The organism is Paraburkholderia sp. NPDC080076, assembly GCF_050281145.1.
GTDB lineage: Bacteria > Pseudomonadota > Gammaproteobacteria > Burkholderiales > Burkholderiaceae > Paraburkholderia.
Genome location: NZ_JBNNWQ010000008.1, coordinates 351,960 through 377,777 on the forward strand (window position 1 = coordinate 351,960; position 25,818 = coordinate 377,777).

A 25,818-nucleotide genomic window follows, 5' to 3' on the forward strand; every position below is an offset into this window, starting at 1 on the left:
TTCGAACGGGCAATACCTGTCCGGCGCAATCGAAGTTGCGCGGACGGACACGGGACTCGATGGCCCACTCGATCGAGATGGAATTCTCTCAACACAGCATAGAAATTGACCTGACAATTTGTAATGAGGGTTTTCCGGCCCACCAGACAGGAGATCAATTTCGCTGCAACGTGCGGCAGTCAACATTCAATCAGGCGCGCTAGGCGTATGAAAGCCGTGTGAAAGCAAAAAGAAAACTGGTGCGCCGACGAGCGATCCAGACCGGCTGGAGATCAATCCGGGGAAGCTGCATTCGGTCAAGAAGATCGACACCGAAATGCAAAAACGCTTCGGGACGTGAATCCCTGAGAGCCTGTCTTCGACCCTGATGAACGGAGGTGATTGCCATGCGCCGCTCTGTAAAGCCTATCCGCAATCATGTTTGCACCCACGCGTTTTGTCGCGTGCCGCTGTCGCCGGATGCAATCGCCCAGCTCTATGCGCGTTTCATGGAGCTCAAGGAAAAGCGCAGGCTGCCCAAGAGCATGACGTTCGATCAGTACTATTCGGTCTGGCGCAGCAGCAGGCGCGGCGAGAATTTCGTGGGCCTCGACGACGGCGCGCTCCAGCATTCATCGAGCACCAGCAAGCAACTGATCGACCGTCCTCCGCGACTGCTCAAGGGTGTCATTCAGACGCTGGTATTGCTGGTCGATTTTCCCGATCGCCCCCATGACGTCAACCGCAGCCCTGCGTTCTTCGAGCAGATGCTGTTCAGCGCCGACCATGTCTTTCCCACCGGCAGCATGCGTGATTACTACCGCACGGTCAGCAACTTCGACGGCGCGGCGGGAAAGGGCATCGACGTGCAGGGCAAGGTGTTCGGCTGGTTTCGCCTGCCTCAGCCGTTGAGCTTTTACACGGACGGCAGTTCGGGCATGGACGGCACGTTTCCGCGCAACGCCCAGGGCATCGCGCGCGATGCCGTGCTGGCGGCGCAGCAGGCCGGCGTCGATTTCTCTCCGTACGACATGCTCGGCGAGCATCTGGTCACGGCGCTCTTCATCATCCATGCGGGCGGTGGAGCGGAGCAGACCTTGTCGCGCGACGATGTATGGAGCCACAAATGGGTTATTCCAGACGGCGTGAAGGTTGGCCCCAACCTTACCGTGCAAACCTATCTGACGGTGCCGGAAGACTGCAACATGGGCGTATGCGCGCACGAATGGGGACATCTCGCCGCGCGCTGGGCCGACTACTACGATACGGGCCGCGTTCAGCAGATGCAGTCGAACGGGCTCGGCAACTACTGTCTGATGGCGGCGGGCTCGTGGGGCAACAACGGACTGACGCCGGTGCTTCCGAACGGCATGCTGCGCATGTTTCATAGCTGGATCGAACCGAGGCTCGTCACGAAGACGACGAAGAACATTGACCTCGAACCCGCGGCTGAGGGCGGTAGCATCGTCTATATCAACAACGCTGCGCGGATGGTCGAGGAGCAGTACATCATCGTCGAGTACCGGCGGCGGCGCGGACAGGACGCGTTTTCGCCGGATGAGGGCGTGGCGATTTACGTGGTGGACGAGCGGATCGACAACGTCAACGACGAAGAGCATCTCGCGATCGAACTGATGCAGGCCGACAATCGGCGCGATCTCGCGAAGATTTTCGGACAGGGCAATCGTGGTGACTCGACGGACCTGTATCCGAACGGCACCAAACGCTCGATCGGCAAGGCAACCAAGCCCGCGCTCCATTTGCCCGATGGCAAATGGAGCGGTGTGACGATCGCCGTATCGGGCACGCCAGGGGCTGACAAGATGAAGATTAGCGTGACGATGGAGTGAGACGGGCGCGGCGCACCATCGGCGAAGGCCGGACGGGACGAGATGAACACGTTCGGGCGAGCCTTCCGCGCGCGAGGTAGGGACTCTTCTACCCCGAATGGTGCTGCCAATCTAATAGAGCGATTACTGGCTCAATTGCGAACCCGAGAGTAAGTGAGTGCCAGCGCTCACGGGCGTGTGCACGCATACGGTGGCTTGCTGTTCGCGCAGCAAGTATCTCTGGCGGGACGCATGCTTGAACTCTCGGTGCCTGCGCATCGGCCATGCATCGACCGATGCCTGCAAAGCACGTCCTAGTGGAAGCTGCCGCCTGACTCGTTGTCAGAAATCTTTCTTCCGGAACTGTCTACGATCGCAACTGGCGTGCCGGCCGTGGTTCTCGCCGGATACGTCGAAAGCAGCCGCGATGTACGGCCCGGCTCACTAGCGGCCGATGTCGCGATGTCGACTGGCGCTTGCAGCGTCGTCACAAGACTTTGGAAACTTGCTTGCATAACAGAAGCGAGTCCTCCTCCAGTTTCTACGGCGATCTCCTGAACGTGGCGCCAGTACGCAAACGTCTTTTTCAGCGCGGCAGGCAGTTGCTGCGACTGAAGTTCGATCACTTCATTCAATGATCGTGAAGAAAGTGCCGCTCCGGCTAACACCTCCTGTTCGCGGAGAGATGTCTTTACAGTTTGCACATTCAATTCGACAAGTTTCTCCAGGCCGTCCACGGCGCAGGCCATCCAGTCGAAGGCGCCTGGAAGATCGGTGTCGCGGCGAAAGAGGGGAGCGTAGTTCAAAGTAGTAGCGTGCATAAGACGAAGGCTCGGTGAGGGTGAAAGTGAAGGGGCAGGCACATGCCGGCATTGAGCCAATCAGCAACCGTCATTCCAGCGCCGATGGATTGAGCGGCATGCGTCGGGCCAAGCGGATCAACAGGCATTTCTAAGGAGAACGCGGCGCGCATCCGGCAAGTTGTCGCTTCGTTGCGCGTCGCGGTCAGGAGGCTCGACCGGATCAATCAGGCGACCGGGCGGCCTGGCATTGCACGGGTCGGGTTGCGGCGCAGGAGAGCGTCGTCATCGGTCGACGCGCCGCCGGCTTCTTCGAACGGCGGCTGATGACGAAATCCGGCGTGCCCCGAGACGATGGAGATGATTGCGCCGACAACGAGTGCCGCAAACGAAAACCACGAGGCGCGTGCTACGCCGCGTGCTGCGGTGTCTGCTGCCTGGCGTGCATCGGCTTCGGCTTGCGGACTCGAGGCTTCAGCGGTCGCGGAGGCAACCGCGCCTTGAACGCGTTGTGTCAAGGCGCCCGCCATCGTGCCAGTGGTTCCTGACGGACCGGCTGCCGCACCGACCGTTGCGCCGGTCGCCGCGACGCTTCCGGCGGCGCTCACCGCGCTTCCGAGCAGCGACGTTGCTCCGTAGACAACCATGAGAATCATCACTGCCCACGCGAGCAGGCCGTGAAGCCAACCGAGTACGGGGGCACAGCGTCCCGCGAAATAGGAACCGATGAACACGGCGATGACGGTCATGACGATCAGATAGACGCCTGAACCAAAGCCGAATCCTTGCAGAGGATTGGGACGGGAAAGGGGCGAGAGCGCGGACGTGCCGATTGCCGTGCCGAGCACACTGAGGATGAGGTAGGCGATCAGCGAGAGGATGACGCCTGCGATCACAGAACCCCACGAAACGCGAGGTAGTCCGCTCTGGGTAGTGAGGAGTTTCATAGTTAGCCTGTGACATGAAGGATTAAAAGGAATGAACGCAAGATGGCTCGTGTTCATGCATTTGCACCGCGCAACGGCTGTTCCCGGCATTCCTTGAACTCGATCAGTTGCCGATTTGCGATGCAAGGGAACTCTTTGTAGGTGTCAGCGGGATGAATTTCGCCGGGCACATGTCGCTGGAAAGAGGAATCCACTTTGCGCTGTTTTGTCGACGCGATGGGTCAGTGTCGATAGTTACGAAGCTCCTGCAGGAACCGTTCGACGGGACTGGCGGGGCGAAACGCAACGTACCGGCGAACGGGCACAGCGCGTGCTGAGCGGTCTTTACGAAGTGATGCCCATCCGATGTGTAACCCGTGACGGTCCCCTGGAAAAGACGGTCCAAGAAGAGAAAATGGAGAAACCATGCTTGCCGTCGTCATTCCAGCCCATAACGAGGCTCATCTAATCGGTCAGTGCATCCGGTCGATTATTCGCGCGTCCCGTCATTCCAATCTCGAGGGCGAGGAAGTCCGTATTTTTGTGGTGATGGACAGTTGCACTGACGGCACGGGGCTGATCGCCGCGTCGCTGGGCGCGCAGATCTTATCGGTGGAGATGCGCAACGTCGGCGCGGCGCGCGCGATGGGTGCACAGGCAGCGCTGGCGCAGGGCGCCCGGTGGTTGGCTTTCAGCGACGCTGACACAACGGTTGCGGAAGACTGGCTCGTGCAGCAACTTAACTGTCGAACCGACGCGGTGTGCGGAGTCATCAGTATCGAGAATTGGGCCGGACACGGTGCCGCGGTCCGTAGGGACTTCACCACGACTTATCGGGACCGTGACGGGCACCGCCATGTCCACGGCGCGAATCTGGGCGTGTCCGCGGCGGCGTACGTGGCGGCTGGCGGATTCAGACCATTCGCATCCAATGAGGACGTGGCATTCGTCGAAGCGCTGATTGCCGCAAAGGCATCCGTCGCATGGAGCGCCGCAACGCGAGTGGTGACCAGCGCCCGTCTTGATTCGCGCGCGCCTAACGGCTTCGGCGCGGCGCTGCGGGCGGTCAGTCTGCAATTGGCTGCGGCGGACGGGATGGCGAATGACACAGTATCGCAGGCGTGCGAGGATTCGGAGCGTTTCGACGCTGCGCCTTAACTGCTTCGCCTGACTCAACGTGGGATAAGTGAGTGAGATTCCCTGCGCTCACCACCTGCCGCAAGCAACCCCGTCAACCTGGCAGAGACGGGCTCCTGCAAGTATGCTATCGGACTCGACGATCGATCCACGCATACAGCACGGGAGCAACGTGAAAAAGACGGAGTTGCGAAACGACCTATTGGAACTGCGCGAACTCATCCGCGAGTTTGTCGACGAGCGTGACTGGGACCAATTCCACACGCCGAAGAATCTGGCGACAGCGTTGAGTGTCGAGGCAAGCGAGCTACTGGAGCCTTTTCAGTGGCTTGTTTCGGGTGACAAAAGCGAACTCGACGAAGCGAAGCAGACAGCTATCCGGCATGAGATGGCCGACGTTCTGGTGTACCTCGTTCGCCTTGCAGACAAGATGGATGTCGACCTCTTTCAGGCTGTGGTGGAAAAGATGGCGCTCAATCGGGAAAAATATCCCGCCGACAAAGTACGCGGCGACTCACGCAAGTACTCCGAGTACGAAGACTAGAGTCAACGAGCCTTCCCCCAGCCTCACCCGCAATTCAGGAGTGTCAGTCGATGTCGGTTTCGTCATCCGCCACCACACGCCCCGGCGCTTCCTCTCTGATCACGTCGCTGGTCGCGGCCGCGTTGTTCATGGAAAACCTCGACGGCTCGATCATCGCAACCGCGCTACCGCAGATGGCGCATTCGTTTCACATCACGCCGGTCGAACTGAGCATCGGCATCACGTCGTATCTGTTGACGCTCGCGGTCTTCATCCCGATCAGCGGCTGGATTGCCGACAGGGTTGGTGTGCGCACGGTGTTCACGGCTGCGCTTGCGATCTTCACCGCCGCATCAGTGCTGTGCGGACTGACCGACAACCTCGTCGAATTCACCGGCGCGCGGATTGTGCAAGGCATTGGCGGCGCGATGATGGTGCCGGTCGGACGGCTCGCCGTGCTGCGCGCCACGCCGAAAGAAGGCCTGATGCGCGCGATCTCGATCATCACCTGGCCGGGGCTGGTCGCGCCAGTCCTCGGACCGCCGCTGGGCGGGTTCATCACCACGTATTCGTCGTGGCGCTGGATCTTCTATCTGAACGTGCCGCTCGGACTCGTGGGCGTGGCGCTGGCGTGGCGCTTCATCAGCGCGGAACGCGACACGGATCGTCGTCCGTTCGACATGTTGGGTTTCGTGTTGACCGGCGTCGCGGGCACGTCGGTGATGTACGCGATGGAGGCGATCGGCCGCGCCGACACGTCATGGCGCACGGCGCTGCTGTTTCTGGCGATCGGTCTCGCGGCTTGCGCGGCGGCGTGGTTTCATCTGCGACGCAGCGCGCATCCGATGGTCGATCTGTCGGCGTTCCGGATCAAGACGTTTATGGTGGCGATCGGTGGCGGGTCGCTGTTCCGGATCGCGATCGGCTCGGTGCCGTTTCTGCTGCCGTTGATGTTTCAGGTCGGCTTCGGCATGAATCCGTTTCAGTCGGGCTTGCTCACGCTCGGGGTATTCGCCGGCAATCTGTCGACGAAACTCGTCACGACGCAGATCTTGCGGCGCTTCGGCTTTCGCACGGTGCTTCTGTACAACGGCGCGTTCGCCGCGGTGACGCTGGCGAGCATGAGTCTGCTAACGGCCTCCACACCGTACGGATGGATCCTCTTTGCGCTATTCGTGAGCGGCGTCGCGCGGTCGTTGCAATTCACTGCGATCAACACGCTCGGCTTCGCGGATGTGCCCAAGCAGCAGATGAGCGGCGCGTCCACCTTGTCGAGCACCTTGGGCCAGATGACGATGGGCATGGGCGTTGCAGCCGGCGCGATTGCGTTACGGATCGCGGCGTGGTGGCACGGACACGATGCGCAAACATTGGCGCCGGCCGATTTCACCATCGCGTTTCTGATGATGGCGGTATTGAGCGTGATCGCGATAGCCGATGTCTTTTCGCTGTCACCCGATGCCGGCGCGCATGTCAGCGGACATCGAAGGGCGGGCGAGAAGTCATGACGAAAAGTCGAAAGCGCTCTCGACACATTCGACACTGAATCGGCACACGCAATGTTCTACGCCCAGCTTGAAAGATAAACCGCGACACGCGAGCATCGCGGCCCGCGACTCAAATCGACTTCACTTCTCCACCGTCCATCCGTAAGGTCGATCCCGTCATCCAGCGTGCCTCAGGCGACACGACGAACGCCATCAACGCGGCAATTTCCTCCGGCGTGCCGTAACGCGCAATACCGGCTTCAACGGGAAACTTTGCCGTCGCTTCTTCGACGGACATGTTGTGCAGCGGCGCCCAATGCTCCAGGTATGAGCGTCGCCGGCCGGTCATCACGGGCCCTGGCAGCACGCTATTGACCTGCACGCCGTCGGCGATGCCGCGATCCGAGAACGCTTTCGCGAGCGCCACGATCGCCGCGTTGATCGTGCCCACCGCCGCATAGGGGGCCTTGGGAAACAGTGCCGAATTGCCGGACATCAGCACGACCGATCCTGAGCTTTCCTTCAGCGCCGGCCACGCCGCGATCGTCAACCGTCGCGCGCCGTGCAGCTTGAGCGCGAGACCATGCTCCCATTGCTCGTCGGTCATTTCGAGCACGTCGATCTGCGGGACTGCGCCTGCAATGTTGAGCAGGGCGTCGATGCGCCCGAACGTCGCGAGTGTCTGGTCGACGACTTGCTGCGCGGCGTCGGGTTCAGAGAGATCGATGTCGATAACGAGCGTTTCGGCACCGGCCTTCTTCACCTCGACGGCGGTCTCGTCGAGGTTCGCGCGGTTGCGCGCCACGAGCACGATCGAATCGAAATCCCGCGCCAGTCTGATGGCGGTGGAACGGCCGATACCCTGGCTTGCGCCCGTCACGATTGCGACTTTGCTGGACATGTTGCTTCTCCTGATTGGTTGAATGAAGCGTGGTTCAGTGCTTCGGATATCTCAGTGGGTAAGGAAGTCCGAAATGGCCGCGGCGATTTCCGTGGCGTGCGTCTCCAGCGCGAAGTGGCCGGTATCGAAGAAGCGCACTACGGCGCCCGGGATGTCGCGCCGGAATGCGTCGGCGCCGGCGGGCAGAAAGAAGGGATCGTTTTTGCCCCACACGGCGAGCAAGGGTGGCTGATGCGTACGGAAATATTGCTGGAACGCGGGGTACAGCGCGACGTTGCTTTGATAGTCGCGGAACAGGTCGAGTTGTACTTCGTGCGCACCTGGCCGGCTCAGATAGAAGTCGTCGAGCGAGTAACCATCAGGCGACACGGACGCCGTGTCGGGCACCCCGTGCGTGTACTGCCAGGCGGTCGTTTCGTGCGTGAGCAGTGCGCGAAGTGCGTCCCGATTCGACGGCGAAGCGTCTTGCCAATACGCGCGGATAGGATTCCAGCCTTCGCTCAATCCTTCTTCGTAGGCGTTGCCGTTCTGCGAAATGATCGCGGTGATCCGCTCGGGATGTCGGATCGCAAGGCGGAAACCGGTCGGCGCGCCGTAGTCGAATACGTAGACCGCAAAACGGTCGAAGCCGATCACCTCGGTGAAATGCTCGATGACGTTGGCGATGTTGTCGAACGTGTAAGCAAAATGGTCGCGACTGGGCATGTCGGACTGACCGAAGCCGGGCAGATCCGGCGCGACGATATGGAAACGGTCGGCGAGCTCCGGAATCAGGTCCCGAAACATATGGCTCGAACTCGGAAAGCCGTGCAGGAGCAGCAGCTTTGGGGCGCCGGGGCGGCCGGCTTCACGGTAGAACACCTTGAAGCCGTCGACGTCGGCGTGACGATAGGCAATTGAAGTCATGGTCTCTCTCCTGAGGGAAACAGAGTTAAACGGGTGACGAAAGGCGCCGTGCGATGTTCGGTATCGCAGGTCGCACAGAACTCGCGGATAACGTTAGCGAGCGGAAATCGACTGGACCGCTTCGGCGATGACATGCGTCACCGCGTCGGGAGCCGTCACGATCGGCGTGTGGTCGGCCTGATAGGACCGCACGTGAGCATTCATGCGAGCTGCCATGAAATGCTGGGTGTCCGGGTTGATCATCCGGTCCTGTTCGGCGATCAGGAACCAGCTTGGACGGTTTTTCCACAGCGGACGCCCGACCGCTTCGCCGATGCACGACACCGAAATCGGACGCTGCACGGCGGCGAGCACCGCCGACTCTTGATGCGTCGCATGCTGCGCGAACGCCTGAGCGAACGCCTCTTGCGGCAGCCATATCAATCCGTGTCGATCCGGCGCGAGTTTCGGCGCCAGCGAATGCGCTTCGCCGCGATAGAACACGTCGCCGACCGTTTCTCCTTCATCCGGGGCCAGCGCGGCGACGTAGGCCAATGCCCCGATTTTTTCGGACCGGCTCGACCCGATCACCGCGCCGGCATACGCATGACCGGCCAGCACCACCGGACCTTCGATCCGCTCCAGCGTCCGGTCGAGCGCGGCCACATCCTCACTCAGCGACGTGAGCGGCAGCGGAGCCGCAACCGCATCGATCCCGTGTTCCTTCAGACCCTCGATCACCTTGCTCCAGCTCGATCCGTCCGCCCATGCGCCGTGCACCAGCACTGCGCTCACATTGCCAGAAGACATGTCCCGCTCCTTTGAAGATAGTGAATGCTGCTTGCGAAATGCAGCCAGGTTCGCCGCGTTTGTGTAACCTGTTTGATGTTGTTTTAAAGGTTACTGACTTGAGATGTAACTTGTCAAGTACGTTTTTAGTGGTTACGATACTGACATCGTCATTGCAGATTGATTACAAGAAAATGGACTACCGTCAGATTCCCGCGATATTCGTTGCCGACGCGCCGGGCCTCGATTTCCTGAACTCGGTCGCGACCCCCGTGGATGAAGATGTCGACTGGATCAGCGATGGAGCCGGATTGCTGGCCTGGCTGGAGCAGGCCGGAATGGCCCCGCGCGCCGCCCTCACTGCACTGCGGTCGCAGGCCACGCCGGCCGAACTCGACGCCGTTGCGGCGCAGGCTCGGGCGCTGCGCGAATGGTTCAGGGTATTTGCGCAGAAAAGGAAGGGGCGGCCGTTGACAGCGAGAGATTTGCGCGAGCTCGCGCCGCTGAATCAACTGCTCGAGCGGGATGACCGATATGCAGAAATCGCCGCCAATGCGACGGGCGAGGCGTCGCCCTTTGAACTCCGGACGAATCGGCGTTGGAAGTCGCCGGAGTCATTGCTGATGCCCATCGCCGAAGCGCTGGCGAACCTGGTGTGTGACGAGGACTTCACACACGTGAAGGCATGTGAAGGTCCGCGCTGCACGTTGATGTTTGCGGATCACACGCGGGGCCACGCGCGCCGCTGGTGCAGCATGGCAATTTGTGGGAACCGCGCGAAGGTTGCCGCTCACCGAAAGCGGCTCAAAGAGCAACAAGGCGAGTGACGTGGCGTGGTGAGCGATTCGGCGTTGTACTGAGGTCTGTTTTGGAGGCGTGATATGGATCACATCAAGGCGATTGCATTCGATTTGTACGGCACCCTTTTCGATGTCCACTCGGTGGTGGCGCGGTGCGATCAACAATTTCCGGGGCGCGGACGTGAAATCAGCACGCTCTGGCGACAGAAGCAACTCGAATACACGTGGCTGCGGAGTCTGATGAACCGCTACGTCACTTTCGAGGAGGCGACGGAAGACGCATTGCGCTTTACCTGCCGGCACCTTCGGCTCGATCTGGGCGATGAAGCCTGCAGGACGCTCTGCGATGCATACCTGCGCCTGCAGCCGTTCCCCGAAGTGTCCGGTACGCTGCGCGAATTGCGTCGGCGAGGACTGAAGCTCGCCGTACTGTCGAACGGTTCGCCTCATTCGATCGGCGCCGTGGTGGGGAACTCGGGACTTCGCGCCGAGTTCGACCATCTGCTGAGCGTCGACCCGGTCCGTGTGTACAAACCGGACGACCGCGCTTACCTGCTGGCGGAGCAGGCATTCGGGCTCGCTCGAACATCGATTCTGTTCGTGTCGTCGAATGCGTGGGATGCAACGGGGGCTCGCTATTTCGGCTTTCCGACATGCTGGATCAATCGTAGCGGCAATGTCTTCGAAGAAATGGGCCAGACACCCGACTGGCAACTGCAAGGTCTTGACGGATTGCCAACGCTATTCGATGGCGGCGCCGGCGCGTCCATGCAGCGCTGATTCCTGGAGCAGGCTGCCCGGAAGCGGCCATTCGCCGAATGATGAAAACGACAGAACGCGAATCGCCGCAACGGCCAAACAAATTACATCACGCCGCGGTGGGCTTTGAGAAGTGAGAAGCGGCGATATTCACGCAAGTAGTTCGGGAGAATCTGCGAGCACTTCTGGCGCGCAGCTATAATCGCGCTCGAACATGGCTAGGGGAAGTTACTCGTGAAAAAGATCGCTGCCTTTGCGCTCGTTGCGCTTGTACTGACTGGTTGCTCGTCTGCCGAAAAGCAGGAGCAGCAAGAGCAGAAGTTCCTCCACAACGAAACGAATCTTGCCGCCGCCCAACGCAATGCGGCGGTCAACTGCGACCCGGCGAACTGCGACGCGGCTTGGGCGATGACGAAACGCTATATCGAGCAGCATTCCGATACCACCGTGACGCGCGCGGACGCGGTCGCAATCGACACCGACGTGCCGAGTGGTTCGGGCAAGGTTGCCTTTTCGGCGACTCGCGCGGCAAAAGGCTCGGGCGCAACCTTGACTCTCTTTGCGCAGTGCCGCGGCATGTATGGGCCGGACAACGCCAAAGGTTCCGACTATGACGAGTGCGCCGAGAAGATCCTCAAGACACAGAACGGCTATGTGGCGTTCCTCAGGGCACATGCGTCGGGTCAATAACGCCTTGGGCTGCCTCCGCCTACGATTTGCTGTTTCCGATCGACTAGCCAGGCGGTAGCCACGGCTCCCACAATCAACGGTGCGCCCACTAGCATCCCAACTGTGGGGCGTTCCTCGAGAAAAGCCCACCCCAGCATCACGGCAATCACTGGATTGACGAACGTGTATGTTGCGACCAGTGTCGGATCGACGCGGTCGAGCAACCAGACATACGCGGCGAATGACAGAACGGTACCTGCGAGAATCAGGTAGCCAAGCGCAAAAAGCGAGTCTGCTGAGACTGCCTGGACCCGGAAGCCGCGTAGTTCTCCCGTTATCGCGCACAACACAGCGAGCGTTGCGCCACCCGCTAACAGTTCGACCCCCGCAAGCGTAAGCGCGGGAGTCTTGCCCTTATGTCGCTGAGTCAGGACCGTTCCTAGTGCCCACGAAAGGCTTGCGCCGAGCAACGCGGCAAGCCAGGGCAACTCCATTCCGTGCGAGCCCGACGAGGGTGCTGCCCACGCGATGACGGCGACGCCGGCAAAACCCACACCCAGTGCGCAGATGGTGGCCGGCACAGGACGACGTTCTCCCGGAAGCAAAAAGCGCAGCATGGCAATCCAGAACGGAATGGTCGCCAGAATGACGGCGGCGATTCCTGACGGCACATGCTGCTGCGCAATTGCCAGAACGCCGTGGCAGCCGACGAAGAAAAGCAGGCCGCATGCGACGCCATGAATCAATAACTGAGCGGACGGGAGGCGCTGATTGTGCAGCAGGCTCCACCCCAGCAGGATCAAACCGCCAATCACGCAGCGTGTTCCCATCAGAATCATCGGTGGGAACGAGCGCAAGCCGATCGCAACGGCAAGATAGGTCGACCCCCAAACGAGATAAATGGCAGAGAACGCGAGTAGCGGTCGAGTCGACATAACGGGTCCGTTCGTTGATCTGTATAACCGGTTAACAGGTTATACTTTCGAAGCGGATTTACAAGAGGCATTTAGCATGACCGTCCAGAATGAAGAAGCTCGGCCGCGCAGGGCGTCGCATGTCGACGAGGAGTTGGCCATTCGGTTCGTGAACACGGTTGCGTGGCGCCGGGCTGACGAGCAGGAAGAGCGTTTGCCATCCGCTGAGGCGCTGCTTCGGTGGTTTGCCGAGGCCCGACTGTTCGATGCGGGTTTTTTGCGCGCGTTGTCGCTTGAATGGAAGGGCGATCCTGTCCTCGCCGAAAACGGATACCAGACAGCTTTATCGTTGCGCGAGACGATTTACCGGGCGCTTCAGAGCGCGGCGTCGGACAAGGCCCCAGCGAAAACCGACCTTTCGCTTCTGTCCCAGTTGCTCAATGCGGGCCCTCCTGGCATGCAGCTATCCGTCCAGCGAGGGCGCTATCTGTGGAACGCCGATGCGCACGCGAATGGCGTGTGTGTTCTGCTCATGCCTGTGGTCATATCCGCTTTGGCGCTGCTAACCGGTCCCCATTCGCATAAGGTGAAGCAGTGTCAGGACGACCGGGGCTGCGGATGGCTTTTCGTGGATGAAAGTCGTGCGCAGAACAGACGGTGGTGTTCGATGGGCGACTGCGGGAACCGTGCAAAAGCCCACCGTCACTATGTGCGCCAGCGCGACGCTGACGTTTAGACAGGGCTTATTGTGCTTACGCATTACTGAAACCTCAATCGCTGCCGCAGGAAGCATCAATCTGAGGGCGACCTACGCCCAGAGCATCACACTCGCCCAAGATTGCATTTGCGCCCAGCACGAACCATACTTGTTCTCTCCAGCCTTGTTCGCGGTGAATGGCGATGAACGGTAACGATCCCGATGGCGATCACCACGCGCACCCGCACACCGACACTCACGACCACCACGGTAGTGCTTTGTCGGAGATGGATCTGCGTGTCCGTGCTCTGGAATCCCTGCTGGTCGAGAAAGGGTATGTCGATCCGCACGCGTTGGACATCCTCATCGAAACCTATGAGCACAAAGTCGGGCCGCGCAATGGCGCCCGCGTGATCGCAAAGGCTTGGTGTGATCCGGCGTACAAACAATGGCTACTCGACGACGCCACTGCAGCGATCGCGTCGCTCGGCTACACGGGCCGACAGGGCGAGCACATGATCGTGCTGGAAAACACGCCCGCCGTGCACAACATGGTGGTCTGCACATTGTGCTCGTGCTACCCGTGGCCTGTGCTCGGACTTCCACCCGTATGGTACAAATCGGCGCCTTATCGGTCGCGCGCCGTCATCGATCCTCGCGGAGTATTGAAGGAGTTCGGCTTCGAATTACCGGCGGAAGTCGAGTTTCGCGTGTGGGATTCCACCGCGGAAGTTCGATACCTCGTGTTGCCCATGCAGCCGCCCGGCACCGCCGATTTCCCCGAAGAGGCGCTAGCTGAACTGGTAACGCGTGATTCGATGATCGGCACGGGATTGCCGACGACTCCCGAGTCGACACGGGGGACACCATGAACGGCGCGCAGGATCTCGGTGGTATGCAGACTTTCGGTCCGATATGTCCCGATAACGAAGTCTCGCCCTTTCACGCCGACTGGGAGCGCAGGGTGCACGCGACCACGATCGCCATGGGCGCAATCGGTAAGTGGAACATCGACATGTCGCGTGCGGCGCGGGAGAGTTTGCCGCCGGCGCAATACCTTTCCAGCGGCTACTACCAGATCTGGTTCGAGGGTTTGAAGAAACTCATCCTGAGCACCGGTCTGGCTACGGCCGACGAAATCGAGTCAGGCAAGTCGATGAGTCAAGCGGCGCCGGTTCCGCGCGTGTTGATGGCCAAAGACGTATCCGCGACGCTGCTACGAGGCAGTCCCGTCGAGCGACCCGCGGCCATGGAAGCAAAGTTTGCCGTTGGCGATTGGGTGCGGGCTCGTCAAATCAATCCTTCGTCGCATACTCGCTTGCCGCGTTATTGTCGTGGCAAACGCGGGCGCATTGTTACTGTGCACGGCACGCATGTCTTTCCCGATACCAACGCGATCGGCCTGGGCGAGCAACCGCAATGGCTCTATACCGTGCGCTTCGACAGTGCGGAGCTTTGGGGGCGAGATACGACTGCGGCGTCGGTATGCGTCGATTGCTGGGAACCGTATCTCGAACCGCCGCCGGCACCATGACTGATGCTCTAACGAAACTACCTGAACTGCGAGCCGTGTTGCCAGCACTGCCTTGCGACGACGCAGGGCCGATTTTCAACGCGCCGTGGGAAGCCCAGGCGTTTGCCATGACCCTGGCGTTGCACGAGCGCGGCATGTTCACCTGGGCCGAGTGGGCAACGTGCTTGAACGAGGCAATCCGCGACGCACAGGCCGCCGGCGACGCAGACCACGGCGACACTTACTACTCGCATTGGCTGACAGCGCTGGAGCGCATCAGCACGATCAAAGGACTCGTGACCGACGACTCGCTTCTGCGTCGCCGCGGCGCGTGGGATGCGGCAGCGCGCCGCACGCCGCATGGACAGCCGATCGAACTCGAGTGACGGTCTGCACGCATCGTCAGTCGGGAATCTCGGGCTCGACCAGCTTCGCCAACTGAACAAGCGACTCCTGCCAACCGAGGTAGCACATCTCCACAGGAATGACCTCGGGTACGCCCTCCTGCAAAATGGTGAGTTCGGTTCCGCACGATACCTGCCGCAATGAAATGGTGGCCTGCATCTCGCCCGGCAGGTTCGGGTCGTCGAATCGGTCCGAGTAGCGGATCTTCTCGAACGGCACCAGTTCGAGATACTCGCCGCCGAACGAGTGGCTGTTGCCGGTGCCGAAGTTACGGAAGGACATCTTGTGGGTGCCGCCGACTTTGGCATCCATGTGGTGGACCTGACAGGTGAACCCATACGGAGGAAGCCACCTCACTATCGCATCCGGTTCGAGGAAGGCACGATAGATGCGTTCAGGTGTAGCGCGCAAGACGCGGTGCAGATGGATGGTTCCGGTAGCCATGGTGTGTTCTCCTTTCATTAGAGAAGTTGGACATACTGCAACGACGATCCGACGACGCCGGTATCGACACAAGTTAAGACCAGGAAAAACCCGGGTGCGCCGCGCGGTCCAATATCGCAAATCGACGGCAAGCTTACTCCATCGGTGTGGTTCACCCATCCCATCGCGCTGGACGTATCTTTTTATCAAGTCATCCACGCGCCTGTTCCCCGTTTACTACAGCCTCTGCGATCCCTTTGCGCTGGCGCCATGCATTCGGCAGTTTGCGATTTCAATTTAGCCCCATCTGTTTTGTTTATCGCGATCTGAAATGCTGTGCAAACCTGTTCGCGGAGCAGTGCGGCCATGGGATCCCGAAAACGCTTTACGGGGCGCGGCTTGCCGATATCGTCAGATCAAGGGATAGGAAGTGCGACGGCACTTTCAAGCCGCTAACTCATGGTTTACCCTTACTTTCTGTAAATCCCTGCAATTCATACCTTTGTATCCCGAGACGCCCGCACGTTCTATCGGCCAGCAAGAAGCGCCTTAGGCTCAGCGCTTGCGCTGCGCTTCTGCATCCGCTGCCTGAGTTTGTTGCGTCGGCGGTCCAAATGAGTTTTTGAAGGAGTACAGGTATGGCACGGATCATCGGAGGCATCGCTGCCTCGCACACACCAACCATCGGTTTTGCTTTCGATAAGAACAAGCGTGACGATCCCGTGTGGGCGCCCATCTTCGAAAACTTCGCGCCGTTGGCCGACTGGCTCGCCGACAAGCGCCCTGACGTGCTGCTGGTCATCTACAACGACCATGTCACTTCGTTCTTCTTCGACCACTATTCCGCGTTCACGCTAGGCGTGGGACCCGAGTGGAACGTCGCCGACGAAGGGGGCGGCGCACGCGATCTGCCGCCGATCAAAGGTCATCCTGAGTTGGCCGCGCACATCGGCACTTCGCTGATGACCGACGAGTTCGACATGTCGTTCTTTCAGAACAAGGCGCTCGATCACGGCTGCTTTTCGCCGCTATCGATGCTTTGCCCGCACAAGCCCGAATGGCCAGTGAAACTCGTGCCGCTGCAGATGGGCGTGCTGCAACTGCCGGTGCCGAGCGCTCGACGCTTTTACAAGCTCGGACAAGCGTTGCGACGTGCAATCGAGAGCTACCCCGAAGATCTCAAAGTCGCGATCGTCGCAACGGGTGGCCTGTCGCATCAAGTGCATGGAGAGCGTGCGGGTTTCAACAATCCCGAATGGGACCAGCGCTTTCTCGATCTCTTCGAAAACGATCCCGAGCAACTGGCCGAGATGACGATTGCCGAATACGCGGAAATGGGCGGCTTCGAAGGCGCGGAAGTGATCATGTGGCTGACGATGCGAGGCGCCCTGTCGTCCAGCGTCGTTTGCAAGCATCGCAGCTACTACCTGCCGTCGATGGCAGGCATCGCGACTGCGATCTACGAAGGCGAAGAGGGTGAGACGAAGCCTTCCGTCGTCGAACGTCACCGCCAGCGGATGGCGGTTCAACTCGCCGATGTCGAGAAACTCGAGGGCACCTATCCGTTCTCGATCGAAGTCGCCGTTCGCGCCTATCGGATCAACGATTACCTTCACCGGATGGTCGAACCCGCTCATCGCGAAGCGTTTCTGAACGATCCGGAAGCGAGTTTCGAAGCGGCCGGGTTGAGTGAAGAAGAGCGCGACCTGATTCGCCGCCGTGACTGGCGCGCGTTGCTGCACTACGGCGTGATCTTCTTCATGCTCGAAAAGCTCGGCGCTGTAACGGGCGTGTCGAATCTGCACATCTACGCCGCCATGCGCGGCGAAACGCTGGAGGCTTTCCAACGCACCCGCAATGCGCCCGGCGCACTGTATTCGGTGGCGGGAAAAACCGCTGGAAAACTCGATTGGGACAACGCAGAAAAAGGCAAGAGCTGAAGGGTGAAAGTACCGCGCCGATGCTTTCGCCACCAGGCGGAGTGTCGGACTCAAAAGAAGCATGGCATGACGGCAAACAACACGAGCAATTACGTCATTAGCCAAAGCAAGGAGACAGGAGTAAATCGATGACAAACGGAAAAGCGATTGACATTAAGGCGTTTATCGACCAGCGAGCCATCTCGCCCTACCAGTGGTTACTGGTGACGCTGTGCTTTCTCATCGTGACGGCCGACGGCATGGACGTGGCGATCATGGGCTTTGTGGCGCCCTCGATCATCCACGATTGGGGGATTTCACGCCCCGCATTTGGTCTCGTGATGAGCGCGGCGCCGCTGGGACTTGTCATCGGTGCGTTGGCGGCGGGCCCGGCTTCGGATCGTATCGGACGTAAGTGGGTTCTGATTACCTCGGTTTTCCTCTTCGGCATTTTCACCATCGCGACGGCTTTCACTCACTCGCCCATGGAAATGGCGGCGCTGCGATTGCTGACCGGTATCGGCCTCGGCGCCGCGATGCCGAACACGACGACGCTTCTGTCCGAATACGCGCCTCAGCGCAAGCGTTCGCTGATGATCACGATCATGTTCACCGGCTTTAATCTCGGCTCGGCATTGATCGGCTTTGCGGCGGGCTGGCTGATTCCCGTCCACGGCTGGCGTTCGGTTCTGATTTTCGGTGGTGCTCTGCCGTTGGCGCTGATTCCGTTGCAAGTCTGGCTGCTGCCGGAATCCGCCCGCCTGCTCGCGGTGCGCGGCGCATCGCCGGCGCGTATCGGCGCTGTTCTCGGCCGGGTATGCGGTGCGCGCTTTACCGGCGGCGAGGTGTTCGTGTCCAACGAACCGCCGTTGCCCACGCGCAAGCCGATCGGCGTGCTCTTCTCGCAAGGCTATGGCTTCATGACGGCGGCGCTTTGGGTGACCTATTTCATGGGTCTGCTCGTCATCTATCTGCTGACGGGCTGGCTGCCGACGCTCATGAAAGACGCAGGCTTGACCGTCACTTCGGCCGCTAACGTCACGGCGATGTTCCAGATCGGCGGAACGATCGGCGCCATTCTTGTGGGATGGGTGATGGACAAGGTGCGGCCTGCACGGGTGATCAGCGCCGCTTACCTCGGCGGCGCGCTGTGCGTTCTCGCACTCGCATGGATCGGCGCATTGTCGTCGTCGCTGGCCTTGCTGGTATTCGCGGCGGGCTTCTGCATGAGCGGCGCGCAGACGGGGTTGAATGCGTTCGCGCCGGGCCGTTACCCGACAGTTGCGCGTGCCACTGGCGTGAGCTGGATGCTTGGCATGGGGCGCTTCGGCAGCATCTTCGGCTCCGCCATCGGCGGCGCGCTGCTCGGACTCGGTTGGCAGTTCGGCGCAATTCTCGCGATGCTGGCCGTACCCGCGACATTGGCTGCGCTCGCCATCATGGTCGCTCAACGGGCGAGGACAGGCGACCCGGCTGTGCAGCCGACCGTGGCGCACTGAGAAACCATCGGGCGGTGCCATGCGTGGCATCGCCCGATAAACGAATCAACTGTTGGAGTAAGGATGATCATCGATATTCACGGCCACTACACGACGGCGCCCAAGGCGCTGGAGCAGTGGCGCAACCGCCAGATCGCGGGCATCAACAGTCCTTCCGAAATGCCCAGGGTCTCCGAGTTGCAGATCAGCGACGATGAGTTGCGCGAAACGATCGAGAGCAACCAGTTGCGGTTGATGCGCGAGCGCGGGCTCGACCTCACCATCTTCAGTCCGCGCGCGAGTTTCATGGCGCATCACATCGGCGATTTTCAGGTTTCCAGTACGTGGGCGGCGATCTGCAACGAGTTGTGCTTCCGTGTGAGCCAGCTGTTCCCCGATCATTTCATTCCGGCCGCGATGCTTCCGCAGAGTCCGGGCGTGGATGTCGCCACCTGCATTCCCGAACTCGTCAAATGCGTCGAGCAGTACGGCAACGTGGCGATCAATCTCAACCCGGATCCGTCGGGCGGTCACTGGACCAGCCCGCCGCTGTCCGATCGCTACTGGTACCCGATCTACGAGAAGATGGTCGAGTACGACATTCCCGCGATGGTCCACGTGAGCACGAGCTGCAATGCGTGCTTCCACACGACCGGCGCGCATTACCTGAACGCCGATACCACCGCGTTCATGCAGTGCCTCACGTCTGACCTGTTCCGCGATTTCCCCACGCTGCGTTTCGTGATTCCGCACGGCGGCGGCGCGGTGCCCTATCACTGGGGACGTTTTCGCGGACTCGCGCAGGAACTGAAGAAGCCCTTGCTGAAAGACCATCTGCTCAACAACGTGTTCTTCGACACGTGTGTGTATCACCAGCCGGGCATCGATCTGCTCACGCGCGTGATTCCGGTGGACAACATCCTGTTTGCAAGCGAGATGATCGGCGCCGTGCGCGGTATCGATCCGGAGACCGGTAACTATTTCGACGACACGAAACGCTACATCGAGGCCGCGCATATCGATGCGGACGAGCGCTACAGGATCTACGAAGGTAACGCACGCCGCGTCTATCCGCGCCTCGATGCGGCATTGAAGACGAAGGGACATTGATCATGTATGAACTAGGTGTGGTGTATCGCAACATCCAGCGGGCAGATGGCGACGTCGCCGCAAAACTCGGGGCGCTCGGAACCGCCACCGTGCACGAGGCAATGGGTCGTGTCGGTCTGCTGAAGCCATATATGCGCCCGATCTATGCCAGCGCGCGCGCCCACGGCACGGCCGTCACGGTGCTGCTGCAGCCGGGCGACAACTGGATGCTGCACGTCGCGGCGGAACAGATCCAGCCGGGCGATATCGTCATTGCCGGTGTCACGGCGGACTGCACCGACGGTTATTTCGGCGACCTGCTGGCGACTAGCTTCAAGGCGCGCGGCGCGCGGGGTTTGATCATCGACGCCGGTGTACGCGACGTGAGCGTGCTGACGGAGATGAAATTCCCGGTGTGGAGCAAGGCGATCTCGGCCAAAGGGACGGTCAAGGCGACGCTTGGTTCGGTGAACATTCCGGTGGTGTGCGCCGGGGCGCTGGTGAATCCGGGCGATGTCGTCGTCGCGGATGAAGACGGCGTGGTGGTGGTCCCCGCTGTGTCGGCGCGGAAGGTGCTCGACAAGGCCGCGGCGCGCGAAGCCAACGAAGGCGAGAAGCGTGCGAAGCTGGCTTCGGGTGTGCTCGGCCTCGATATGTACAGCATGCGCGAGCCGCTAAAACAGGCTGGGCTGCGCTACATCGATTGAGAGGCAGAGAAACCATGAGTGAGCAGATCACTGGCATCTCGTCGATGGCCACGCGCCAGGTGCTCGCCGAGGCGGTCCAGGACTATGAGCGACTAACGGGGCAGCCTGTGGTCGTCAGGTCTGTTGGCGGTGTCGATGCCGCACGTCGCGTCGAGAACGGCGAGGGGTTCGACTTTGTCGTACTCGCTGCCGATGTGATTGACCGGCTGGAGGCCGCCGGCCATGTCGTTTCGGGCAGCCGGGTAGACGTGGCCCGTTCGGGGGTGGCAATCGCGAAGGCAGCCGGGGCGCCGCGGCCCGATGTCGGCACTGAGGCGGCGCTTCGCGACGCCGTTCTCGCCGCGCGCAGTATCGGGTATTCGACGGGACCCAGCGGTTCGCACCTGAGCCGTTTGTTCGAGCGCTGGGGCATTGCGGAAACCATCGCCCCACGCGTCGTGCAGGCCCCGCCCGGCGTGCCGGTGGGTACGCTCGTCGCACGCGGGGAAGTCGAGTTGGGTTTCCAGCAGTTGAGCGAATTAATGCACTTGCCGGGAATCGATGTGATTGGCCCTATGCCTGCGGAAGCTCAGATCGTGACCGTCTTTTCAGCCGGCATATGTACGGCATCCGCGAAGAAAGATGTCGCGAAGGCGTTCCTTTCTTTTCTGGCTTCGTCACAATGCGATCAAGCCAAGCTGAGTCAGGGAATGGAGCCTGCTTAAAACCTGAAGAACTCACCGCTCCTTCTTTTGCGCCTGTGCTGCGACCATCCAGCAGACCACCGCACCTGCGGCCCAACCGCATGCGAACATCAGTTCGAGGTCGAACAGGCTTTGGAAATTCTCCGCGTTTTCGTAGCTGCATGTTCGATGAGTTCGAAACTGGATACAGCCGGTTTGAGCATACTGGAAAACGACAAATAATTTATACAGACCGAACATCGTGAATGCCAGCGCAAGAAGCGCCAGTTTCGTTGGTTTTTTCATCGCATGGTCCGTTGGTTCAGTCTGACAGGATACCAATTGTCGGCGAGACACACGCGCTGATTTCCCTCATTCGACATGTCGCGGGAAATCGTAGAGAATCGGTTGGCATATCCCGCTGCGGATTGGCGCACTTGCGACTTTCCTTCCACGCGTCTTCAAACGACACAAGGAGCCGGCATGCCCAAGGTCGATCTCGCCACTGTGCCCGCACTGAATGGCTCGGGTTATCCGCCGCCATTCGACGCGCCTTGTGCTGGACGTACGCGCAAGCGTCTGGGCGAGGCGGGTGGGCTTCGCGATTTCGGCGTCAATCTCATGACCTTGCCGCCCGGCGGTTGGTCCAGCCAGCGTCACTGGCACAGCCACGAGGACGAGTTCGTTTATGTGCTCGAGGGCGAAGTGACGCTTATCGAAGACGACGGCGAGACGCTACTGCGCGCGGGTGATTGTGCGACGTTTGCGCGAGGGACCGGCAACGGCCATCACCTGATCAACCATTCCTCCGCGATGGCGGTTTATCTGGAGGTGGGCTCGCGTAATCCGGATGACCTCACCACCTGCTCCGATATCGACATGATGAGCGCCAACACCGACGGCCGGTTCGTGCATAAGGACGGCACGCCGTATCTCGAGTCATAGAGGGCGAACCACGTGTTGTCCGCGTTCGTTACGGCGGATCGTTGGTCCCGCTTGACTCACACACGACCTCAGTGCTTATATTCCAGACGATTGCCGTAGGTGATCGAATGCCAATGCCGTACGGTCACGGCGTGCTTTTCTGAGCGCTCATTAAGCGGTGCAGTCGCTACCTCCCATTGTGGCCGTATAAAAGGAGACCAGAATCGATGAATAAAGATCCAATAGACGCATCGGAACGTATTGACGAGCTGATCGCCGGACTAACGGACTGGCGTGGCAAAACGTTCGCGAGTGTCCGCAAGGTCATCCTTGAGTCCGACCCGGAGATAATCGAGGAATGGAAGTGGATGGGAAGCCCGGTGTGGTCTCGCGACGGCATGATCGCGGTCGCCAATGCGCACAAAGGGAAGGTGAAGGTTACCTTTGCGCACGGGGCGGGCATCGCGGATCCTGACAAGCTCTTCAATGCGGGTCTCGAAGGCAACGCGCGACGAGCGATCGATTTTTTGGAAGGCGATAAGGTCAATGCGCGCGCGCTAAAAAATCTCGTCCGCGCCGCTATTGAGTACAACCAGACTCATTTGAAGAAGAACAAGGCACCCGCGAGTACGCGGGCGAAAGTAACCAGGAGTAAAGCGACGTGACGGTAAGGCCGTCGGTTACCTGGAGTGGAAAGACATAGCGCAGGTCTGTGCGGGCGTGACTGCTGTGGCCACCTTCAGCATTCAGCGTTGCATAGATCGCATAAAGTGGCCCCTTCACACTGGACTCCCCCAAATAGACCCGTTAGTCTAAGAACATTGCACGACGCAGTCTGGCGATGCTGTTCCTAACCGATAACGTGGGAGCCGAAACATGGAAGTGAGCACAGAAGCGCTTGTTGACATGCTGCGAGAGGTCGAAGCCGACGACCCGATCGACTACGCCGACATTCCTTTCGGAGAGCAGGAACTCAGGCGTCTGGTGATGACCTCTCTGGTCGAGCGCCACCACCAGGTCGAGGCCGGCAACATGTCGGTGTCGGACATCCATGCGCTGTACCTCCTGAGCACCGCCAAGCTGGTTCTCGAAAACACGGTGCTTCACGCCAGGCTGCTTCTGCTTCAGGGGCAGCAGATCGATGTGCAGTCTCTGCTGGCGCCATTCACGCTCAAGGGCAAATCATAGGCCGGGCAAGGAAGGCTCCTAACCACAGGGCGAACCACGTCATCAAACAAACGTGGTTCGCTAGCGTGAAGGCTGATCGACCCGAGCCGGGACGTTCAAGGCTAAGGGCGCGCGGCTGTATCGAAGAACTCCAGCCAACGGGTCACCTGACCGTCTTTGACTGTGAAGATATGCACCCATTCTGATTCGAACGATTTGCCTGTCGCCTTGATGGTCGACGCGACAAAGCCGAGCACGATAATGTGCTCGCCCGCATCGATGAATTCACGAGGCTCGAGGCGGGTAATTTCCTCAGCCGAAAAGAGGTCATCGAAATATTGCTGCACGTCCGCGCGCGTGCGACATTGGGTGGCATACGGGAGACTGGCGGGCCCCACCACTCGCCAGTCAATGTCAGCGGGAATCAGCGCCAGCAGCGCGTCAATATCGCCCCGGCCAAAGGCGGCGTATGCGTCTTTGACGACCTGCATCGCGTTGCTCATGTCAATCTCCCGGGCGACAGCCAGCGTGAACGTAGAGAAGCACGCAGACACGGACGGACGCGTCGCTCCGCTATCAACAGTAACTGCGTCCTATCATAGAACCCGTTCTGTCGAAATACACGCTGCAGCGCGGTTCGGCCGGCGCGCGGGGACTAAACGCCGCCCCGTCGCCAGTCGCTCAGTTCTGAAAGTAATTCAGGCCAAGCGCACCTTTCACCTCGGATACGGTGGCACCCGCCACTTCCCGCGCGCGCATCGTCCCGCGGAGCAGGACGTTCAGCACCTCCGCGCGGTCGGCTTCGAACTCGCGGCGGCGCTCCCGGATGGGGGCGATCATTGACTGCAATCGTTCGTTGAGCACACGCTTGACCACGCTGTCGCCAAGGCCGCCGCGGCGGTAGTGCGCTTTGAGTTCGTCGACCATCGGGACGTCCGGCTCGAACGCGTCGAGGAACGCGAACACAACATTGCCTTCCACCTGGCCCGGATCATTGACGCGCAGATGGTTAGGGTCGGTGTACATGTTGTTCACGGCCTTGGTGATTTCGTCCGGCGTCGCGCCCAGTGTGATGGCGTTCCCCAGCGACTTGCTCATCTTGGCTTTGCCGTCGATGCCCGGCAGCCGTGCGACGTGCGAGAGCACGGCTTCGCATTCGACCAGCACCTGTTGATCGACCGTGTTGTTGAAACGGCGCACCAGTTCGTTGGTTTGTTCGATCATCGGCAACTGGTCGTCACCGACAGGTACGCGCGTCGCCTTGAACGCGGTGATGTCGGCGGCCTGGCTGACCGGGTACGTCAGAAAGCCGGCGGGGATATCCCGCTCGAAACCGCGCAGCACGATTTCCGCCTTGATGGTCGGATTGCGCTCGAGGCGCGCGACCGTCACGAGATTAAGCAGGTACTGGGACAGTTCCGCCAGCTCGGGCACCTGCGACTGGATGACGATGGTCGACTTCGCCGGGTCGATGCCGACCGCGAGATAGTCGAGCGCCACCTCGATGACGTTTTCCGTGACTTTCTGGTGCCGGCCGACGTTGTCGGTCATGGCCTGCGCGTCGGCAAGCAGGAGGAACTGCTGTGCTTCGTGCTGAAGCTGCACGCGCGAGCGCAACGAGCCGATGTAGTGGCCGAGGTGCAGCGGGCCGGTCGTGCGGTCGCCGGTGAGGATAATAGGCTGGTTCGAGAGCGGTTTTGCGTCTGTCATGGTCTGGGGTTGTGCGTTTGTCGATACCACCAGCCGTCAGCGCGCACAAACAAAAATGCCGCCAGGACTGGCGGCATCACGTTTCGATGGTCGAGTGGAAACGGGCCGCCTAAGTCAGGCGCGCCACCAACAATTCAGCGTGATCGGCTTCGTATCCATTAGCGGAGTATAACGCGGCGGATCGCCAGGTCGTCAACGGCGCCCCTGACAGGGCGCCGCGACGGCCGCTTCCGTTGTTGCGGACCAGTCACGCCGACGCGCCGTGCTAACCGCCATGCAACCATGACACACCGCCGCCTACGCCGCCGAAAAAACGACCGCTGCGGCGTCCTCGACCTGCGTGAAAGTGCGTACAAAGCGATAGGCCTGGCCGCCGATCTCCATCTCGTTGACGCCCGAGCGGGTCAGTTCCAGCATTTCATTGGCGAGCGGGATGGCAATCGTGCCGAGCTTCTTCATTTCCTCGATCAGACCGGCCGGGTCGCCCAGGTAGACGGTGCAAACGTCGGTCGTGTGGCGCGTCATGACCACGCTCGACGCCTTGTCGAGCGAGAGTTCGAGATACTCGACCAATGTCTGCAGCGACTCTGGCACGGGCCCGTGAGAGCCGTTCATCGATGTATTTGCGACTGTCATTCTGGAGTCCCCCATCGCGCCGATCTGCGGGTAGGCCGCTGGAGATCAGCGGTGCCTCCACTATACGGCATCGTACATCGATACTCGACT

General features: G+C 60.4%; 30 protein-coding genes. 19 read left to right on the top strand and 11 right to left on the bottom strand.

The window, feature by feature from the left end; genetic code table 11:
- The first annotated feature begins 386 nt into the window (after window positions 1-386).
- Entirely contained in the window at window positions 387-1,829 is a 1,443-nt protein-coding gene (locus tag ACQKRQ_RS29400; protein ID WP_427481118.1) for a M6 family metalloprotease domain-containing protein, read from the top strand.
- Window positions 1,830-2,122: 293 nt separating this feature from the next.
- Here the strand turns inward: ACQKRQ_RS29400 and ACQKRQ_RS29405 are convergent, their stop codons facing one another.
- On the bottom strand, window positions 2,123-2,614 hold the full coding sequence (locus ACQKRQ_RS29405) for a phasin family protein (protein WP_427481119.1): 492 nt from the start codon (window positions 2,612-2,614) through the stop codon (window positions 2,123-2,125).
- Window positions 2,615-2,835: 221 nt separating this feature from the next.
- A complete protein-coding gene (locus tag ACQKRQ_RS29410; RefSeq protein WP_132379028.1) occupies window positions 2,836-3,555 on the bottom strand; it encodes a hypothetical protein in 720 nt (239 codons plus the stop codon).
- 405 nt (window positions 3,556-3,960) lie between these two features.
- Here ACQKRQ_RS29410 and ACQKRQ_RS29415 point away from each other — a divergent pair, with 405 nt between their 5' ends.
- From ACQKRQ_RS29415 to ACQKRQ_RS29425, 3 genes are all read left to right on the top strand, one after another.
- Window positions 3,961-4,692 carry a glycosyltransferase gene (locus ACQKRQ_RS29415; RefSeq protein WP_427481120.1) on the top strand — a complete coding sequence of 244 codons (732 nt, stop codon included), beginning with the start codon at window positions 3,961-3,963 and terminating at the stop codon, window positions 4,690-4,692.
- Between the two features lie 151 nt (window positions 4,693-4,843).
- Window positions 4,844-5,215: a nucleotide pyrophosphohydrolase gene (locus tag ACQKRQ_RS29420; protein ID WP_408177350.1), complete on the top strand. Its 372-nt coding sequence runs from the start codon at window positions 4,844-4,846 to the stop codon at window positions 5,213-5,215.
- 50 nt (window positions 5,216-5,265) lie between these two features.
- Complete coding sequence (locus tag ACQKRQ_RS29425; RefSeq protein ID WP_132379022.1) at window positions 5,266-6,702, top strand: MFS transporter; 1,437 nt, start codon at window positions 5,266-5,268, stop codon at window positions 6,700-6,702.
- A 109-nt stretch (window positions 6,703-6,811) separates the two neighbouring features.
- On the opposite strand, the gene ACQKRQ_RS29430 is transcribed toward ACQKRQ_RS29425, so the two are convergent.
- The 3 genes from ACQKRQ_RS29430 to ACQKRQ_RS29440 form a co-directional block, all read right to left on the bottom strand.
- Window positions 6,812-7,582, bottom strand: a complete 771-nt coding sequence (locus ACQKRQ_RS29430; RefSeq protein ID WP_427481121.1) for an SDR family oxidoreductase — start codon at window positions 7,580-7,582, stop codon at window positions 6,812-6,814.
- A gap of 51 nt (window positions 7,583-7,633) precedes the next feature.
- Entirely contained in the window at window positions 7,634-8,488 is an 855-nt protein-coding gene (locus ACQKRQ_RS29435; protein ID WP_427481122.1) for an alpha/beta fold hydrolase, read from the bottom strand.
- Window positions 8,489-8,581: 93 nt separating this feature from the next.
- A complete protein-coding gene (locus tag ACQKRQ_RS29440) occupies window positions 8,582-9,277 on the bottom strand; it encodes an alpha/beta fold hydrolase (protein ID WP_427481123.1) in 696 nt (231 codons plus the stop codon).
- A 173-nt stretch (window positions 9,278-9,450) separates the two neighbouring features.
- On the opposite strand from ACQKRQ_RS29440, the gene ACQKRQ_RS29445 reads away from it, so the two are divergent.
- The 3 genes from ACQKRQ_RS29445 to ACQKRQ_RS29455 all read left to right on the top strand — a co-directional run bounded on the left by ACQKRQ_RS29445 (window position 9,451) and on the right by ACQKRQ_RS29455 (window position 11,505).
- On the top strand, window positions 9,451-10,083 hold the full coding sequence (locus ACQKRQ_RS29445) for a CGNR zinc finger domain-containing protein (RefSeq protein WP_427481179.1): 633 nt from the start codon (window positions 9,451-9,453) through the stop codon (window positions 10,081-10,083).
- Between the two features lie 54 nt (window positions 10,084-10,137).
- A complete protein-coding gene (locus ACQKRQ_RS29450) occupies window positions 10,138-10,836 on the top strand; it encodes a haloacid dehalogenase type II (protein WP_427481124.1) in 699 nt (232 codons plus the stop codon).
- 213 nt (window positions 10,837-11,049) lie between these two features.
- Window positions 11,050-11,505, top strand: a complete 456-nt coding sequence (locus ACQKRQ_RS29455; protein ID WP_408286343.1) for a hypothetical protein — start codon at window positions 11,050-11,052, stop codon at window positions 11,503-11,505.
- On the opposite strand, the gene ACQKRQ_RS29460 is transcribed toward ACQKRQ_RS29455, so the two are convergent.
- On the bottom strand, window positions 11,499-12,419 hold the full coding sequence (locus ACQKRQ_RS29460; protein WP_427481125.1) for an EamA family transporter: 921 nt from the start codon (window positions 12,417-12,419) through the stop codon (window positions 11,499-11,501). The genes ACQKRQ_RS29455 and ACQKRQ_RS29460 overlap by 7 nt on opposite strands.
- Before the next feature lie 76 nt (window positions 12,420-12,495).
- Here ACQKRQ_RS29460 and ACQKRQ_RS29465 point away from each other — a divergent pair, with 76 nt between their 5' ends.
- From ACQKRQ_RS29465 to ACQKRQ_RS29480, 4 genes are all read left to right on the top strand, one after another.
- Window positions 12,496-13,134, top strand: a complete 639-nt coding sequence (locus ACQKRQ_RS29465; protein WP_427481126.1) for a CGNR zinc finger domain-containing protein — start codon at window positions 12,496-12,498, stop codon at window positions 13,132-13,134.
- 158 nt (window positions 13,135-13,292) lie between these two features.
- Window positions 13,293-13,967, top strand: a complete 675-nt coding sequence (nthA, locus tag ACQKRQ_RS29470; protein ID WP_207915717.1) for a nitrile hydratase subunit alpha — start codon at window positions 13,293-13,295, stop codon at window positions 13,965-13,967.
- Entirely contained in the window at window positions 13,964-14,629 is a 666-nt protein-coding gene (gene nthB / locus ACQKRQ_RS29475; protein WP_427481127.1) for a nitrile hydratase subunit beta, read from the top strand. Before nthA ends, nthB begins: the two co-directional genes overlap by 4 nt.
- Window positions 14,626-14,994, top strand: coding sequence for a nitrile hydratase accessory protein (locus ACQKRQ_RS29480; protein WP_427481128.1), 369 nt, complete (start codon window positions 14,626-14,628; stop codon window positions 14,992-14,994). Before nthB ends, ACQKRQ_RS29480 begins: the two co-directional genes overlap by 4 nt.
- A 16-nt stretch (window positions 14,995-15,010) precedes the next feature.
- On the opposite strand, the gene ACQKRQ_RS29485 is transcribed toward ACQKRQ_RS29480, so the two are convergent.
- Entirely contained in the window at window positions 15,011-15,457 is a 447-nt protein-coding gene (locus ACQKRQ_RS29485) for an SRPBCC family protein (protein WP_408177340.1), read from the bottom strand.
- 617 nt (window positions 15,458-16,074) lie between these two features.
- On the opposite strand from ACQKRQ_RS29485, the gene ACQKRQ_RS29490 reads away from it, so the two are divergent.
- The 5 genes from ACQKRQ_RS29490 to ACQKRQ_RS29510 all read left to right on the top strand — a co-directional run bounded on the left by ACQKRQ_RS29490 (window position 16,075) and on the right by ACQKRQ_RS29510 (window position 21,333).
- Complete coding sequence (locus ACQKRQ_RS29490; protein WP_427481129.1) at window positions 16,075-17,376, top strand: gallate dioxygenase; 1,302 nt, start codon at window positions 16,075-16,077, stop codon at window positions 17,374-17,376.
- Between the two features lie 128 nt (window positions 17,377-17,504).
- On the top strand, window positions 17,505-18,854 hold the full coding sequence (locus ACQKRQ_RS29495) for an MFS transporter (RefSeq protein WP_427481130.1): 1,350 nt from the start codon (window positions 17,505-17,507) through the stop codon (window positions 18,852-18,854).
- Window positions 18,855-18,917: 63 nt separating this feature from the next.
- The gene (locus ACQKRQ_RS29500) at window positions 18,918-19,943 is read left to right on the top strand and encodes an amidohydrolase family protein (protein WP_427481131.1); all 1,026 of its coding nucleotides are present in this window, start codon (window positions 18,918-18,920) and stop codon (window positions 19,941-19,943) included.
- Between the two features lie 2 nt (window positions 19,944-19,945).
- Window positions 19,946-20,629 carry a 4-carboxy-4-hydroxy-2-oxoadipate aldolase/oxaloacetate decarboxylase gene (gene ligK / locus ACQKRQ_RS29505; RefSeq protein ID WP_427481132.1) on the top strand — a complete coding sequence of 228 codons (684 nt, stop codon included), beginning with the start codon at window positions 19,946-19,948 and terminating at the stop codon, window positions 20,627-20,629.
- A gap of 14 nt (window positions 20,630-20,643) precedes the next feature.
- Window positions 20,644-21,333 (top strand): substrate-binding domain-containing protein, encoded by a 690-nt coding sequence (locus ACQKRQ_RS29510; protein WP_427481133.1) that lies wholly within the window; start codon window positions 20,644-20,646, stop codon window positions 21,331-21,333.
- 12 nt (window positions 21,334-21,345) lie between these two features.
- On the opposite strand, the gene ACQKRQ_RS29515 is transcribed toward ACQKRQ_RS29510, so the two are convergent.
- Window positions 21,346-21,597: a hypothetical protein gene (locus ACQKRQ_RS29515; protein WP_408177334.1), complete on the bottom strand. Its 252-nt coding sequence runs from the start codon at window positions 21,595-21,597 to the stop codon at window positions 21,346-21,348.
- A gap of 177 nt (window positions 21,598-21,774) precedes the next feature.
- Here ACQKRQ_RS29515 and ACQKRQ_RS29520 point away from each other — a divergent pair, with 177 nt between their 5' ends.
- The 3 genes from ACQKRQ_RS29520 to ACQKRQ_RS29530 all read left to right on the top strand — a co-directional run bounded on the left by ACQKRQ_RS29520 (window position 21,775) and on the right by ACQKRQ_RS29530 (window position 23,403).
- Window positions 21,775-22,236 carry a cupin domain-containing protein gene (locus ACQKRQ_RS29520; RefSeq protein WP_427481134.1) on the top strand — a complete coding sequence of 154 codons (462 nt, stop codon included), beginning with the start codon at window positions 21,775-21,777 and terminating at the stop codon, window positions 22,234-22,236.
- A 206-nt stretch (window positions 22,237-22,442) separates the two neighbouring features.
- Window positions 22,443-22,880, top strand: coding sequence for a DUF1801 domain-containing protein (locus ACQKRQ_RS29525; RefSeq protein ID WP_427481135.1), 438 nt, complete (start codon window positions 22,443-22,445; stop codon window positions 22,878-22,880).
- A 211-nt stretch (window positions 22,881-23,091) separates the two neighbouring features.
- Complete coding sequence (locus ACQKRQ_RS29530) at window positions 23,092-23,403, top strand: hypothetical protein (protein ID WP_427481136.1); 312 nt, start codon at window positions 23,092-23,094, stop codon at window positions 23,401-23,403.
- Window positions 23,404-23,504: 101 nt separating this feature from the next.
- Here ACQKRQ_RS29530 and ACQKRQ_RS29535 read toward each other — a convergent pair whose 3' ends face one another.
- The 3 genes from ACQKRQ_RS29535 to ACQKRQ_RS29545 form a co-directional block, all read right to left on the bottom strand.
- Window positions 23,505-23,885, bottom strand: coding sequence for a nuclear transport factor 2 family protein (locus tag ACQKRQ_RS29535; protein WP_427481137.1), 381 nt, complete (start codon window positions 23,883-23,885; stop codon window positions 23,505-23,507).
- A gap of 178 nt (window positions 23,886-24,063) precedes the next feature.
- A complete protein-coding gene (gene trpS, locus ACQKRQ_RS29540) occupies window positions 24,064-25,092 on the bottom strand; it encodes a tryptophan--tRNA ligase (protein WP_427481138.1) in 1,029 nt (342 codons plus the stop codon).
- 297 nt (window positions 25,093-25,389) lie between these two features.
- Window positions 25,390-25,728: a hypothetical protein gene (locus ACQKRQ_RS29545; protein WP_408177328.1), complete on the bottom strand. Its 339-nt coding sequence runs from the start codon at window positions 25,726-25,728 to the stop codon at window positions 25,390-25,392.
- Between the last annotated feature and the right edge of the window lie 90 nt (window positions 25,729-25,818).

Coding starts and splice junctions, on each gene's coding strand:
- ACQKRQ_RS29400 (WP_427481118.1), top strand. CDS start 387: ATGCGCCGCTCTGTAAAGCCTATCCGCAATCATGTTTGCACCCACGCG.
- ACQKRQ_RS29410 (WP_132379028.1), bottom strand. CDS start 3,555: ATGAAACTCCTCACTACCCAGAGCGGACTACCTCGCGTTTCGTGGGGT.
- ACQKRQ_RS29415 (WP_427481120.1), top strand. CDS start 3,961: ATGCTTGCCGTCGTCATTCCAGCCCATAACGAGGCTCATCTAATCGGT.
- ACQKRQ_RS29425 (WP_132379022.1), top strand. CDS start 5,266: ATGTCGGTTTCGTCATCCGCCACCACACGCCCCGGCGCTTCCTCTCTG.
- ACQKRQ_RS29430 (WP_427481121.1), bottom strand. CDS start 7,582: ATGTCCAGCAAAGTCGCAATCGTGACGGGCGCAAGCCAGGGTATCGGC.
- ACQKRQ_RS29435 (WP_427481122.1), bottom strand. CDS start 8,488: ATGACTTCAATTGCCTATCGTCACGCCGACGTCGACGGCTTCAAGGTG.
- ACQKRQ_RS29440 (WP_427481123.1), bottom strand. CDS start 9,277: ATGTCTTCTGGCAATGTGAGCGCAGTGCTGGTGCACGGCGCATGGGCG.
- ACQKRQ_RS29445 (WP_427481179.1), top strand. CDS start 9,451: ATGGACTACCGTCAGATTCCCGCGATATTCGTTGCCGACGCGCCGGGC.
- ACQKRQ_RS29450 (WP_427481124.1), top strand. CDS start 10,138: ATGGATCACATCAAGGCGATTGCATTCGATTTGTACGGCACCCTTTTC.
- ACQKRQ_RS29460 (WP_427481125.1), bottom strand. CDS start 12,419: ATGTCGACTCGACCGCTACTCGCGTTCTCTGCCATTTATCTCGTTTGG.
- ACQKRQ_RS29465 (WP_427481126.1), top strand. CDS start 12,496: ATGACCGTCCAGAATGAAGAAGCTCGGCCGCGCAGGGCGTCGCATGTC.
- nthA (WP_207915717.1), top strand. CDS start 13,293: ATGGCGATGAACGGTAACGATCCCGATGGCGATCACCACGCGCACCCG.
- nthB (WP_427481127.1), top strand. CDS start 13,964: ATGAACGGCGCGCAGGATCTCGGTGGTATGCAGACTTTCGGTCCGATA.
- ACQKRQ_RS29480 (WP_427481128.1), top strand. CDS start 14,626: ATGACTGATGCTCTAACGAAACTACCTGAACTGCGAGCCGTGTTGCCA.
- ACQKRQ_RS29485 (WP_408177340.1), bottom strand. CDS start 15,457: ATGGCTACCGGAACCATCCATCTGCACCGCGTCTTGCGCGCTACACCT.
- ACQKRQ_RS29490 (WP_427481129.1), top strand. CDS start 16,075: ATGGCACGGATCATCGGAGGCATCGCTGCCTCGCACACACCAACCATC.
- ACQKRQ_RS29495 (WP_427481130.1), top strand. CDS start 17,505: ATGACAAACGGAAAAGCGATTGACATTAAGGCGTTTATCGACCAGCGA.
- ACQKRQ_RS29500 (WP_427481131.1), top strand. CDS start 18,918: ATGATCATCGATATTCACGGCCACTACACGACGGCGCCCAAGGCGCTG.
- ligK (WP_427481132.1), top strand. CDS start 19,946: ATGTATGAACTAGGTGTGGTGTATCGCAACATCCAGCGGGCAGATGGC.
- ACQKRQ_RS29510 (WP_427481133.1), top strand. CDS start 20,644: ATGAGTGAGCAGATCACTGGCATCTCGTCGATGGCCACGCGCCAGGTG.
- ACQKRQ_RS29515 (WP_408177334.1), bottom strand. CDS start 21,597: ATGAAAAAACCAACGAAACTGGCGCTTCTTGCGCTGGCATTCACGATG.
- ACQKRQ_RS29520 (WP_427481134.1), top strand. CDS start 21,775: ATGCCCAAGGTCGATCTCGCCACTGTGCCCGCACTGAATGGCTCGGGT.
- ACQKRQ_RS29525 (WP_427481135.1), top strand. CDS start 22,443: ATGAATAAAGATCCAATAGACGCATCGGAACGTATTGACGAGCTGATC.
- ACQKRQ_RS29530 (WP_427481136.1), top strand. CDS start 23,092: ATGGAAGTGAGCACAGAAGCGCTTGTTGACATGCTGCGAGAGGTCGAA.
- ACQKRQ_RS29535 (WP_427481137.1), bottom strand. CDS start 23,885: ATGAGCAACGCGATGCAGGTCGTCAAAGACGCATACGCCGCCTTTGGC.
- trpS (WP_427481138.1), bottom strand. CDS start 25,092: ATGACAGACGCAAAACCGCTCTCGAACCAGCCTATTATCCTCACCGGC.
- ACQKRQ_RS29545 (WP_408177328.1), bottom strand. CDS start 25,728: ATGACAGTCGCAAATACATCGATGAACGGCTCTCACGGGCCCGTGCCA.